Below are 12,859 nucleotides of genomic sequence, written 5' to 3' on the forward strand. Positions count from 1 at the left end.
GTGCCTGACCAGCTGGTCGGAGCCACCACAGCTAGTAGACGAGGACCAGAATGACCGAGCCTTCCATCGCAATGATTCGTGACGAGGCACTGATCGCTACGCACCTAGCAACGGCACAGCGCCTTCGTATACAGATCCACACAGCACATCCGTTCCACAAGGACGCACTTTTTGGAGACTGGGCGGTGACTGGCGTTTTTGAGAACCAAGAGCAATACGTGGGGCCGCTCAGCGAGCTGGGATTGCAGCTGGTCCCGTCCGCAGGCGTTGCGATAGTGAAATCGCTCCCAGGCCACCGCAGCCTGATGTCCGAGGCTTACAAGGCCCTGCAGGCCCTCAAGGACCAAGCAGCCGCGGTGACTTTGTCGCTAAATGACCCAGCTGCTGGAAAATTGAGTTTGGCGGAGGCTCAACAGGCGATGCAGGAATGCCAGCCCTGGACAAACTGGATCGTCCGGGCCGTCCTGAAGAAGGGCCAGGTCCTCCCTATTACGGAGTTGGATGAGGACTGGCTTGAGAGCGAGTTCGCCGGCTTCTCTGCGTCCCCTATCTCCTCAACCCATGCGGCCACCAGCGAGGCGTGACGATATGCTGAACAGCATCCCCCAGCATGACCAGGATCTCTTCAAACAGACCGTGCTGCAGCACATCACCACCAAGCTACCGACTGAAGAGTGGGAGTTGTTCCGATATCACTGGTGCATGGTCAACCAGCGCATGGATCCCGACGCGGAGCCGAATCCTGACCTGACGCCTAATCAACTCGTGAACGAGGCGCTGACCTCAATGCGTAATGAGGTAGCACACCTTCTCAAGAGCTTCGGGAAGCAGATCGAGGTCGTTGGCGAAGCTGCCGGCCAGCCCGTCTATTTTGCACGGCTCGCTGGGTACTACTTCTGGTCTCCCCGGCCCCACGAAGAATTGATGCTCGACATCAACCTCTGCTTCCCCAGCTACCCGTGCGGTTGGTGACTATGGGCTACATCGACGGCTACCGCCTGCCGACAGCATAAGCACCCGCGCAAACAAGAAAGGCCGCTTGCGCGGCCCTTCTTGCTTCTGTCCATTCCTTCACCGCGCCATAGCCACTACCGCCCTGCTGCGGTCTTCCGCCGGCGACGGAGCACCGTCACTATATCCGGTACTCACGCCCTGCGTAGCCGCATAGTGCCGGGTTTGGTACTGCAGGACTTCCTTCATCTGCGGGCTCACGTCCTCCTCCAGCCCCCACTCGAACGCGAGCTTATCCAGGCGGTGAGTGGCCACAAGCTGGCTCGCCCGTGGCGACCGCGCCGCAGGCTTGAGCGATGACCAGGACGACACGAACGCTTTGAGCAAAGCGGCCTTCTCCCGCGGTACACAGGGGAAGCGGCGTAGCCGATCCACCAGGTACAGCGCTCGCTGCTTCTGGTCGACCTGACGTAGACGCCTGGAAACCTCGTCCTCCAGCACAGACACCAAGTCTCCCTGGCCGTACCAGAGCTGCTTGGCCAGCTCCGCAAGCGCCTCCGCCGAGGCATGGCGCAGCCCTCCCCGGGTTACATCCTCCAGGAGCTTGCCGAAATTGCCGTCAGGGTTTTGGCGAGCCATAGTGCCCATCCTCCAAATACGGTTCAGTGACGTCGGCCAAGCAGCTGAGCATGCCCGAGCGGTTCCCGACCGCATAATCGATTGCCTGTGTGGCCAGTGTAACAAACTCTTCGACATCAACACGGCCACTGTCGATAAGCGCTTCGATATCAGCTTTGTCCTGCTCTGTAAACCGGCTCAACTTGGAAATAGCGAGATCCACGCCAGCGGCCACGTAAACATGCAGAGGCTGGTTTCCGTCGAACCCATCCAAGGGTATTGCTCGATCTCGATAGTCCTCATGCAGAGGCCCAAGCGACGTGTTGTAGTTCGGATCGAACTCCACCGTGAGATCTTCGTCCCCTTGCTCATAGAACTCCGGATCTGCCAGCACCGCCACCAACTCGTCACGGCGCAGGATCCTTGCTGCCTCGACCTCAGCATCGATGTCGGCGCTCCCGCGGGCGTGCGTCAGCAGGTGCACCCCACATCCACCGAAGATGAAGACCTTCATGGCACCGGGCGCCTGACCCTCCAGAAGAGGTAAAGCCCGGGAGAAGAGCCTAGCTACGGCCTCCCCTAGCGGTGTGCTGAGTTGGATGTTTGACATTGAATGCTCCTAAAAATCAATAACGTGAGACCGAGCCGGCTCCGCCGGCGAAGCAGGTCGAGGGTTGGAGCATAGAGCCAGAGGCATGCACCGGAAACGCAGGACTCAGTGCGGGCGGGGCCTTGTCGTCCCAACAAAGTACGATTCACAGCGCCGACCATAAGCGACACCAAACTGATTTTCCAACCAGCTCAACAGTGCCGGCGACATATCCCCCACCCCAAGGGCCAGTCCATTATCGCGCCGTATCTGGCCGAAGAGGGCATGCGTCACATTGTGGAGATAGTCTCCCACATGCGAAGCGTTGGGAAACTTCACTGTGATAATGATCCCGCCCAATGGAGGGCGCCGACCGGCGCTTGGAACGTTGACATGATAATCGTCGGCGTATTGAGAGAGGCTGGTGATGCCAGAACGCATATCCGCCATTTCGAGCTTTTCTACCGCCGTTTTGAAGCGACTGTAGAAGTCACCTCTCCCCACGTGACTGCTGACCGACCACGGGCAGAGATTGAGGACCTCGAAGACGTCGGCAGCATCATCAGCCACAAATAGCTGTATACCTTTGGGTACAACACCGTCGATTGCGGAACGGGCAGAAACCGCCAGCGCCTTCCAATCTACCGCCTGGTAATCAGTCAGCACAGGCATTCCTGCAGCGTCAACGAGAACCCCCTCAGGTTCCGGAGAGTGAGGCGCGAATAGAAAGTGGTAGGCGATCGGGGCATTCCGGTTCACAGCGATCATAGTCATGACCATTCTCCTAGAAAAAAGTCCGCGAGTTGTTCCGCGACAGAATCTCTTCGAGATCTGGGATCTCCCTCAGGGTTGGCGACAAAATGTCCGCCCTGGTGCTCTCTGGAGTCTCGCCTTCCCAGTGGCCGTAATAGAAAACGTCGCCGTCCAGCTCATAGAGCTCGTCTTCGTCGATCGTCACGCCATCGTCCTTGTACGGCGCTCTCAGCAGCGTTATCCCGTCATCATCAAGGAAAACGAGCCCGTGGCTCGCGACCTGAAGACCACACCCCGGATTGGCCGAGAGGATTCGCTGATAGTGCCCGCAGACGTCCTCATAGCTCAGGCTACGAACCTGCAACGGGCCTGGCACCCAGCGATCGCCCTGCTTTTCTATCTGAACCACGTCACGCAGGATCGTGAACCCTTGAAACTGAGTAGCGCCTTCTCGTTCTGCTATAGCGATCATGCTGTCAAGATCACTCCGAACCCACTCACAATCGTTTCGCGGGTCCGTCAGTGCATAGCGCACAAGCTCCATACCACTCCTCCTCTTCCAAAAAAAACCCCGGCAGGGACCGGGGCAAAAGTCCCTTCGCTTTCGCAAGGAACGTGACGAACGCAAATTCGGCCCCTAATCCCCGTCGGCCTGTCCGGCAACCTCTAGCAAGGCAGGAGTACCGGCATAGGCCAAGACCATGACCTGCTCCCCTTCTTTGGTGACCAACGCAGAAGTTGAAAAGGACACTCCAATAAGGGCGTTGGCTTCCTGGTGTGCCGTCGAGCACAACTGGTCGATACAGGCTCCCATCGCGGTGCTTATCTGGTCACTTATAGGCACCCGCCTAACCACGTGGACCATCGGGAAAAGGCGTACGAGCCTGACGTCTGCCGGCAGTACCTGGGTGGTGAACACGTGCATTACTGCCCTGCCCTAGCGGCAGCGCCGCGCTGATTTTCAAGACGGGGCTGTATGTCCTTCCGATTCAGCCGCTCGGTCTGCAGCGCGAGCATCATCTCGATCCGCTCGCGTGCTCGGCTTCGTTCAAGCGCCAGAACATCTTCCAGGGCTTGCATGTGCAGATACTCGGTCAGCAGCGGAGCAGTAGTCTTCCCGCTTTCAGCGGTGTACCACTCCGGAGAGAGAAATCGCTTTTCGATTTCGTTGGACATCAACTCGTAGAACGAGGCCTGGCCATCAACAGGAGACCGCCTGGCAATCATCCCATTGAGGCTGTTGCTGGCCAGCGACATCACCGCGTCATCAGCCAACTCGTGCGCCCGCAGGGCCTTTCCTTGCGGGCTACCGGTATCGGGAAGCTTGGTGGCCATCTCAAACGTAACGTTCTTGACGAAGGCTCGGGCGGCCTCGATCTCGGCCTCATTAAAGGTCTTTCTCCCCTCCCCTGGCTCCAACATCCTGTCGAAACGGATGTCCCGATCCTGCATGGCGGCAGCCACAGCTTGGCACCGTCCAGCGCTGGCATCTCGATCGGAGCAGTAAGGGACGTGACGCTGGATCAGCGCGAGTTGGTCTTGGTAGAAAGCTCCATGAGTGGCGTCTAGCAGCGTGCGATTTTCAGCAGCAGTTTGCCGGACGCTTCCAACCATCGCGCTTCCAACCGCCTGTACGCTAGCCATTGTTTCTGCCTGGCTGCTCGCAGGGATGCTCTCCTCGGCTGCACTACCGGCACGCTCTTGGGCCTGCAGGTTAGCGTCGACCGCCTGTTTACCCTCAAAGAGCGCCTGCTGAGCAGCGAGCTGCTGTGTCATGACTGCCTGATGGCCATTCACTCCCGACCACCAATCCGGGTAGATATCGCCTGCAAGCACTTCGACAATGTCGCTGGCCCAAGAAGTAAAATCCGAGACCATACTGGCGCCGGCCTGAACGAACGCGGAATAGCCCACGAACCCCCAGGGATCACAGCAATATGCTGCAGACGCTCGGTAGACCGGCAGTGCTGCTATCCCCAGAGCTAAAGCTGTTGCAGCAATCCAGCGCGGCCGCATCACTGCCCCGCCTTCGCCGCGGCGCTTCGAGCCACTTCGAGCTGTGCCGCCGAATCGGACTTCACGTCCATGGCAAGATTGGTCGCGAGCATTGCCTCAACACGCTCCATCTGCTGGAAAGACTGAAGATCCATCCACAGCTTGAAGGCCTGCATCTTGTTCTGCTCGCGCAGCAGGTTTTCGGTAGAGAAGCCAGAAATCATGGTGTACCAGTCAGGCGATTGAAACCGACCGTTGACCAGGGTTTCCATAAGCTCCATCGGAGAGATGTCCGCCTTATTGACCATCGCAGCGGCGCCCAGGCCAGCGACCGGTGTGCGCAGGGCAACAGCCTGGTTCAAGGAGTTTGCGGCGACCGAGGATCTGGCCTGCTCAATATACTGCCCCGCAATGAATGCCTTACCTTGAGCAGTGCCCTCCCAGGCCTTGGGGATGTTCTGAGTGGGGATGGCGTTGACCAATTTCGCGATGAGGGCCTTTACGGCTTCCAGCAGCGAAGGGGTGAGATTGCTATTGCCCAACAAGGTGTCGACGCGGATATCGGCACCCTGCATGGCAGGATCCGAAGGCAGCGAGCATCGACCCTGGGCAGCCTCTTCCGCCGTGCAATACTTCGCCACGTGTTCGTCATAGTGCCGGGAAATGACAGCCGCACTGCTGGGGGTATAGAGGGTACGATCTGCAGACGCCTTGTTCAGGCTACCTGCGGTTTGCTTCACCGAAGTGCCGGCCTGACCCGCTGCGGCTCCCGTCGCAGCCTCATAGCAGCTGCGAGGTGACAACTCGTATTTGGTTGTCGCATCAGCTCGAACTTTCTCCATATAGAGCTGCGTCTGAGCGGCGATCGCGCCCTCCATCATCACCTTTTGCTGGGCTGTCTGCTTTGTGACTTCCCGCGTCAAGGTGCTGAACCCTTGCTGAATGCTCGAATCGATCTTCTGGAGCCAGGCCACGATCGTCGAAGTTGCAGTGGATACGGCAGACGACACCGCCATGCCGGCGGCATTCGCCCCCTGGGCGGCAATCGCGCCGTCACCGCAGCACGCCTCGGCTTCCCGCGGAGCACCGCTCATGCCCAGGCCAACCACCAGGGTAGCGACACCGAGACCAAAAAATTTGAATGCTTTCATCACAGGTCTCCCAAGCTACTGCAGGATGTTGATCACGCGGCCCGCCGTTTCCCCGGCCGATCCGGGCACCACAGTCCCGACCTGCGAGCCGACAGTGCCCATGACCTGGCTGTACTTGCCGTTGCTCTTCTCGTTGGCTCTGCGACGAACCGACTCGATGGCTCGTTGCCCAGCAGACTGCGCTTCTTGCTTCGCAGCCTGGCAACCTTTTTCCAGCAACTCCTTCCCGATCTTGTCGATCAGCCCCTGGATGCTTCCCAGCCCGGGAATGCTTAGGCCGCCAACGTACTGAGAGATCTGGTCCATGCAGGGAGTAATCGAGTTCTGAAACACCTCCGTGGGGTTCACCTCAGGGGTGTAGATCTTGACGTACTCCTCCTGGGCCTTTTGCTGGCCCTGCTGAATGTCTTCGCAATAACGTTGCGCATCGGAAGCGCTCGTCGCGGCCACTCCAGTCGAGGCACCGATCAGCAAGCCAACAGCGAGCATCGACGGAAACTTATTCATCTCGCTCCGACCTCTCCTGGTGATAGTTCGTGATGGCCTTCGACAGGCTCCCAAGGAACTCGGGGGCCAGAAGCCGCTGGAAGAACGGAGTGTTCTGTACAACTTGGAGGCGCTGTACCAGGGTGCCGGCCAACATCGGATCGAGGACGTTCGAGAAAACGCCATTAGAGTCCTGCTGCAGGAGCACTCCGAGCAGACGTGACCCCAGCCCTGCGTGGCGCTCGTCCAGCCACTGGACGATTCGGAATGCTTTGCTGCTGCTGATATAGACGAGGAAGAACAGCAGGTCATTTCGGTCCGCATCAGCCAGCTTCGCCGCAGCCGCCGGATCGGAGAGGCGGAGCCCGAAGCTCTGCAGGCGCTCGGCGATATCCGGGTGATTATCCAGGGCCCAGTCCTCTGCCCTCTCAATCGAAGCAAACAGTTGGCCTAGTTCAGGCGAAACCTGCTCCCAGTGCTCTGCAACATCTTCAGTAGATAGGCTTAACATTGGTTTATGGCTCGGACTTTCGTTGTGTTATCTTCTGCAAGTATCGAGACTAAACGCTTTAGCGTCAACACTGGTGATCAGCGTGCTAAGAGTCATCAAACACATCCGAACCGAGCGAGCCGAACCGTCGCCACCTCCCGAGCCTGAAGCAAGCGCGCCACCCGCCGGTCGCCAGGATTGCGGCCAAGCATGGCGTCAACTGTCGGAGCGGCTTTTGGGCCGCTTGGGTGACGCGGATACGCATGAGCCGGAACTCACGCTCCCCTCCCCCACGCCCTCGTCTTCCAACAAGCACAGCTAAAGGACAGCCAGATGAGAAAATCGCTGCTGCTTTGCCTACTTCTGGCCGCATTCTTCGGGGGAGCAGCCCACGCTGAATCCTCAGGCGGACTGAACCAATTCACCCCGCCGCCGGGCGATACTTCCGTTGACTTCCTGGAAGAAGTGTTCGGCTCGATCGTGGGGACCATCCACTCTGGCGGGAACGTAGAGGGCGGCGAGACCGAGGACGTGCTGGGCAGCATGATGTCCGTTTTCGGTGGTGCCGTGATGTTCTTGGGCATGCTCTTTATCGCCTACACCACGATCAAAGGCACCGTCGACTCCGCTCAGGATGGCGAGGTCCTCGGACGGAAGATGAGCGACATCTGGATTCCATTGCGTACCGCTGCAGGCGGCGCCCTGCTGCTACCGCTCGGGCATGGTTACTCGCTGATCCAGATCATGGTGCTCTGGCTTGCTATACAGGGCGTGGGTGTGGGAGACGCAATCTGGAGCCAGGCGGTCGACCAAATCGGCAAGGACGGCATGCTTTCCCGACCGCTCATTCCAGATTCCCGACCACTGGCCGCCAACATCCTGAAGTTCGAAGTCTGCACCGCGGCGATGAACAAGCAGTTCGAGGCCTCTGGTCGGTCGACACGCATCCAAGCTGTCGCATCCACCCGCAAGGTCGTCAACACCGGAGAGATTGACGTTGATATTACCGACGCCATACCGGTCTATGGCGGCATCAACATGGTTCAGAAGTACAACAAAGCGAGCTATACCGTCACCGACTACAAGTGGAAGGCGAACGACAACTCCTACATGAACCCCGATGTCTGCGGAGCCCTGACCTGGAAGCAATCCTGGGAGGCCTCGGAGGGCAACAGCAACACCAAGGTCATCAAAGAGCCGATTCTCGCGGCACACGCCAAAGCCATCCAGCAGATGATCCAGGATATCCGGCCGACGGCACAGCAGATCGTCGCCGGGCAAAAACCGGCCCCGGGCGTGATAGACGCCGCGGCGAACACCTATGAGAACTCGCTTCGCGCCGCCGCCAAGACCGCTGTGATGCAAACCAGTGATCGCGCTGCAGCGGACTTCCTCAAGGCCGCCAAGGACGGCGGCTGGCTGTTCGCCGGCACCTGGTACAACCACATCGTCAAAATGAACGACGTGATGCAATCCACATTGAACGGTCTGCCGGCAGCCGATCCTATTGCCATCGTCGACAAGGAGACCAAGGAGACACTCCAGACATACGCCGACGTCATGCTCACCGCCGACGAGTATGCCAAGCACCGCGTCGACTCGGTCCGTAACACCTACTACGCCGAGACCAACGTTCGGGAGCCCCGTGACGGAGAAGGCGCCTGGGAGTACGTCAAGAAGATGATGTCCGCGCCATTCATGGGCGCGATCAACCAGATGACGCAGAGCATCGCTGGCTCCAACCTCAACCACATGAGTCAGATGAAAAGCTTCGGCGATGTCATCGTGACTACCGGCGAGGTAATGCTCGCAGCCATGGCCACCGCCACAGGCGTCGCGAACTCCTGGGCAGCACAGGCCACAGTGAAGGTTGGTTTCGACGCAGGCGCAGTCTTCCAGTTCCTCTCGGGCATCATCACCCTCATGCTGCTCGCCCTGTTCGCCTTCGGCGTGACGCTGAGCACCTATGTGCCGATGATCCCGTTCATCACCTGGACAACCTCGATCGTGAACTGGTTCGTTCTTGTTCTGGAATCGGTCATCGCGGCCCCGCTGTTTGCCGTAGCCCACATCCATCCAGATGGAGACGATGCCGTCGGCCGAGCCGGACAGGGCTACATGATGATCCTGTCGCTGGTGATGCGACCAGCACTGATGCTGTTCGGCCTACTCGGCGGCATGCTGCTGACTCAGCCAATCGTTGGATACATCAACGCGGCCTTCATGTCAGTCGTCTCCGGGATCCAGGCCGACAGCATGACGGGCATCGTCAGCTTCATCGCCTACGTGGCCATCTATGTGGTGATGATGACCACCGTCGTGCACATCGTTTTCAGCCTGATTCACTGGGTTCCGGACAACATCCTGCGCTGGATCGGTAACGGATCTACTGGTGGTATCGCCGACGCGGAGCGCACGGGCGACAGCGGCCAGGATGTGTTCGTCGCCGGCGTCAGGGAAACGAAGCATGGCGCTGCCGGTGGCCTCGGCGGGCACCGCCCGAAAGGGCCATCAGGTAGCCCAGGTGGCGGTGGCGACACGCCGGATGGCTCCCCACAGCGACCAGGCCCATCGAACAAGGATCTGTTCGGCGGATAAGCACACCAAGGGCCATCGTTTTGATGGCCCTTCTTTTTGTGATAAATATCAAGCTCTTAAACAAAAAAGCCGACCAATGGTCGGCTTTTTCCTTTCAGGGCCCTGGCATCACAAAGGCCGGATGCTCCAGTCGCCCTCATTGAGGGCATAACCTTTGGCCTTCAGATTCTGGGACAGGTAACGAGTACGAAGCGAGTCACGCGCCTCTTTGCTGAGCAAAGGGGAGCTAGCCTCGCCGCGCTGCAGGGCATCAAGAGCGAGCTGCAGGATGTAGTTATTCGCCTCCTGCAGCGCAGTCAGGAAAACATTCTGCTGGTTCGCGTGGTCAAGCTTGCGCTGGAGCATGCCCGCGTGCGCTTGCCAGCTGCGCTCAGCTCCAGCCTCTTGCTGGCCCTGCCAGAAGCGGTTGGTCATTACCCCGCCGAGAAGATCCAGACCAGACATGAGGCACCTCCCTCCGAAACGACTTCCGTTGTACCAAATGATTTGAACTATACGCTGGCCGCAGCGGCTGTCAAACGATCCGACGACTCTTGTCCGCAGACGACAATAGTCTGCAGAACGAAAATCCTGACCTTTGTTTATAGGTCAGGTCGTTGAGCAAGGCAAAGAAGCCCCCTCTCAGCCATAACATCGCATTCGGACTTGTTGTGGCCGAGCTACGCCGAGGGCGTCGTATGTCGCAAGACAAGCTCAGTGAAGCCTCGAACTTCGACCGCACCTCCATCAGTCTGCTTGAGCGCGGCTTGCGCTCGCCGACTCTCGATACCGTCATCTGCCTCTGTCGCGCATTGGAAATCCCGTATAGCCAGCTCGCCGTGTTGATTGAGGCGAAGCTGGAACAACTGCATGCGCAAGAAAAACCTCAGCCTCGCTGAAGGCCTGGAACTCTACCGAAGCAAGATCTCAATCCTCAAGAAAGGTTACGCCCAGGAGAGCTATCGCATAACTCATATCCTGAGATCGCCGATCGCCGCAAAAACCATGCGGGAGATCTCCAGCCCGGACATTGCCGACTACCGTGACGATCGCCTCAAGCAGCTGAACCAAAGAACCGGCAAATCGATCTCGCCGGCGACGGTTCGCCTGGAAATGTCGTTGCTCTCCAACGTATTCGACATCGGCCGTATCGAGTGGGGCACCTGCGATGCAAACCCCGTGGCGAACGTGCGGAAGCCAAAGTCTCCCCCCGGCCGGGACCGTCGTCTCTTGGCGAGGGAAGAGCGTCTAATTCTTCGCTACTGCCATGGCCACCAAACCCAAGAGCTCTACTCGATCGTCATCCTGGCCCTGGAGACCGCCATGCGCCAGGGAGAACTCCTCAAACTGGAGTGGGAGCACATCAACCTGCGGAACCGTATCGCCCACCTACCGGAGACCAAGAACGGATCCAAACGAGACGTCCCCTTGAGCATTAAAGCCAGGGACGCGCTGATCCGCCTCGGCGTTAAGTCGAAGGGCCGCGTCTTCAGCTACACGAGCAACGGCTTCAAATCGGCCTGGCGCATCATGATGATTCGCCTCGGCATCCAGGATCTGCACTTCCACGATCTGCGACACGAAGCGTGCTCGCGCCTCTTCGAACTCGGCACCTTGGACGTGATGGAGATCGCGGCAATCAGCGGGCACAAGAGCCTCGCTATGTTGAAGAGATATACCCATTTGAAGGCCTCGCGACTGGTTAAAAAGCTCGAAGGCAACAAACACCGCGGCCAGCAGGTGGTCATCAATCACCTGGTCCCGTACCCCGCCATAACTCAGCAGACGCCCACAGGCGTTGTTGTCCGCGTCTTGGACTTCGAAGGAGTAGAAGGGCAAGGACTCACGCCGGAAATCGCGCTACAGAGCGCCCAGGACGCCCTGCTGAGGCATCTCATGGTGGCCTTGCGTGACAAACGCCACGTACCAGCACCTGATCAGTACCTGGAACAGGTCGACGAGGCAGACATCATCATGCTGGATCCACTCTGCCTACTCTCAGAACAGTCAAAAGGGGGGGGTCACACTTTTTTGCAGTGATTGGGTGATCTTGAAAGTACGGGTAGCCAGGACAGACGCGGGATTCGGGCACTACATTGCCAATCCGGGGTGTGGCGGGGAGCTACTCCTGGTGAGCGTTGGGGAGGGTCTTACTTCTATGCAAGTTGGGCCGGTGGCGGATGTGGCGGTGGGAACCCTCTAACGGGTGCTTGCAGTTGCCCTACAGGTTATAACGCTTACACGCAGTTCGCAGTGGCGGTGGGTGGATGTCAGCCCTGTATTTCCTACGGCTGTTATAAGCCATAGACGATCTTGCCAATCCGGTGTGTGGAAAGGCGGCAACGGAAGCGCAGGAACGCTAACTACACTTTGCGCCATGTGCTACGCCCGGTTTGATGGAATAAATAATACGGGCAGCATCCTTATGATCACTGCCTACTACGGCAAAGTCGTTCTAAACAACAATTACAATGAAGACCAGAACGTGTATGAGTTAAGTGGATACGTAGGTGGGACCAGAGTAGTCAATTCACTAAACGCCAATAGAGCGTATTCCAAATCAACCTCAATCACCTTCTTTGTGCCGGCGGGATCAGCTTACTCAATAACCTCAAATCCGCCGAATCAATCAAGCGGGCCTGGCCGATTCTATGCCTATGCTGTTTACTAGCTTGCCAATCCGGGGTGTGGACTTCCGCCTCGGGAGTAAAGCTCGGAGAAAAGGTAATCGGCGGTTACGTGTCCTATCACGACTCGTCGAATTCAGGTGCTGCATATTGTCCGGAGGGAGCGGTTCTCATTGGCTTGATTAATGACAAAAGCCTCGATAGTTACCATATGGCTTGCCAAGTTCTGAAATAGCTTTACATGCAAAACTGCTTTTTGCCAATCCGGGGTGTGGCGAGGGGGAGGATCAGCACCTGGTCGTTTGGACTATATCGGCTTGTTCAACGGGTCTGTCACGAGGACGAACATTACTAGCTCACCAATGTTCGTTTCTGCTTACGGAGGCAATGGCTCCGGAGGAACCTGCGGGAATAGATATCAACTTTCTGCGGCTGTATTTTACGGAGGCTGGATTACAGTTGCAGGGTCAAGCCATACATACGATGTAGGTTCCAAATCGGATTCCATCGGTTTCATGGTGCCAGCGGGCAGTGCATATCAAGTGTCGTCCGCTCCATATACATGCGGCGCTGGACGAATCTATCTGGCTGAATTCACTCAGTGATCATCTTGCCAATCCGG

General features: G+C 58.1%; 14 protein-coding genes. 5 read left to right on the forward strand and 9 right to left on the reverse strand.

The features are described from left to right. Positions 1-50 precede the first annotated feature (50 nt). The gene (locus DMX12_RS06545; protein ID WP_009685680.1) at positions 51-584 is read left to right on the forward strand and encodes a hypothetical protein; all 534 of its coding nucleotides are present in this window, start codon (positions 51-53) and stop codon (positions 582-584) included. A 4-nt stretch (positions 585-588) separates the two neighbouring features. Further along, a complete protein-coding gene (locus DMX12_RS06550; protein ID WP_009685679.1) occupies positions 589-972 on the forward strand; it encodes a hypothetical protein in 384 nt (127 codons plus the stop codon). A gap of 99 nt (positions 973-1,071) precedes the next feature. On the opposite strand, the gene DMX12_RS06555 is transcribed toward DMX12_RS06550, so the two are convergent. From DMX12_RS06555 to DMX12_RS06595, 8 genes are all read right to left on the reverse strand, one after another. Further along, positions 1,072-1,590: a hypothetical protein gene (locus DMX12_RS06555; RefSeq protein ID WP_009685678.1), complete on the reverse strand. Its 519-nt coding sequence runs from the start codon at positions 1,588-1,590 to the stop codon at positions 1,072-1,074. Then, positions 1,571-2,083 (reverse strand): DUF6036 family nucleotidyltransferase, encoded by a 513-nt coding sequence (locus DMX12_RS06560; protein WP_015026433.1) that lies wholly within the window; start codon positions 2,081-2,083, stop codon positions 1,571-1,573. The genes DMX12_RS06555 and DMX12_RS06560 overlap by 20 nt, the downstream gene beginning before the upstream one ends. Before the next feature lie 201 nt (positions 2,084-2,284). Beyond that, positions 2,285-2,932, reverse strand: a complete 648-nt coding sequence (locus tag DMX12_RS06565; RefSeq protein WP_023118060.1) for a hypothetical protein — start codon at positions 2,930-2,932, stop codon at positions 2,285-2,287. A 10-nt stretch (positions 2,933-2,942) separates the two neighbouring features. Further along, positions 2,943-3,455, reverse strand: coding sequence for a hypothetical protein (locus DMX12_RS06570; protein WP_009685675.1), 513 nt, complete (start codon positions 3,453-3,455; stop codon positions 2,943-2,945). A 380-nt stretch (positions 3,456-3,835) separates the two neighbouring features. Then, the gene (locus tag DMX12_RS06580; RefSeq protein ID WP_023118059.1) at positions 3,836-4,927 is read right to left on the reverse strand and encodes a hypothetical protein; all 1,092 of its coding nucleotides are present in this window, start codon (positions 4,925-4,927) and stop codon (positions 3,836-3,838) included. Then, positions 4,927-6,057 carry a hypothetical protein gene (locus DMX12_RS06585; RefSeq protein ID WP_110389093.1) on the reverse strand — a complete coding sequence of 377 codons (1,131 nt, stop codon included), beginning with the start codon at positions 6,055-6,057 and terminating at the stop codon, positions 4,927-4,929. The genes DMX12_RS06580 and DMX12_RS06585 overlap by 1 nt, the downstream gene beginning before the upstream one ends. A 15-nt stretch (positions 6,058-6,072) precedes the next feature. Continuing rightward, positions 6,073-6,564, reverse strand: a complete 492-nt coding sequence (locus DMX12_RS06590) for a hypothetical protein (RefSeq protein ID WP_009685668.1) — start codon at positions 6,562-6,564, stop codon at positions 6,073-6,075. Further along, a complete protein-coding gene (locus DMX12_RS06595; protein ID WP_015026427.1) occupies positions 6,557-7,054 on the reverse strand; it encodes a hypothetical protein in 498 nt (165 codons plus the stop codon). Before DMX12_RS06595 ends, DMX12_RS06590 begins: the two co-directional genes overlap by 8 nt. Positions 7,055-7,366: 312 nt before the next feature. On the opposite strand from DMX12_RS06595, the gene DMX12_RS06600 reads away from it, so the two are divergent. Then, positions 7,367-9,631 carry a DotA/TraY family protein gene (locus DMX12_RS06600; RefSeq protein ID WP_009685665.1) on the forward strand — a complete coding sequence of 755 codons (2,265 nt, stop codon included), beginning with the start codon at positions 7,367-7,369 and terminating at the stop codon, positions 9,629-9,631. A 108-nt stretch (positions 9,632-9,739) separates the two neighbouring features. On the opposite strand, the gene DMX12_RS06605 is transcribed toward DMX12_RS06600, so the two are convergent. After that, on the reverse strand, positions 9,740-10,075 hold the full coding sequence (locus DMX12_RS06605; protein ID WP_009685664.1) for a hypothetical protein: 336 nt from the start codon (positions 10,073-10,075) through the stop codon (positions 9,740-9,742). Positions 10,076-10,227: 152 nt separating this feature from the next. Here DMX12_RS06605 and DMX12_RS06610 point away from each other — a divergent pair, with 152 nt between their 5' ends. Both DMX12_RS06610 and DMX12_RS06615 read left to right on the forward strand, forming a co-directional pair. Then, positions 10,228-10,509, forward strand: a complete 282-nt coding sequence (locus DMX12_RS06610; RefSeq protein ID WP_009685663.1) for a helix-turn-helix domain-containing protein — start codon at positions 10,228-10,230, stop codon at positions 10,507-10,509. Next, complete coding sequence (locus DMX12_RS06615) at positions 10,481-11,650, forward strand: tyrosine-type recombinase/integrase (protein ID WP_023118056.1); 1,170 nt, start codon at positions 10,481-10,483, stop codon at positions 11,648-11,650. Before DMX12_RS06610 ends, DMX12_RS06615 begins: the two co-directional genes overlap by 29 nt. Positions 11,651-12,859 lie beyond the last annotated feature (1,209 nt).

The sequence above is a fragment of the Pseudomonas sp. MB-090624 genome (assembly GCF_003205245.1).
In the GTDB taxonomy this organism is placed as follows: Bacteria; Pseudomonadota; Gammaproteobacteria; order Pseudomonadales; family Pseudomonadaceae; genus Aquipseudomonas; species Aquipseudomonas juntendi.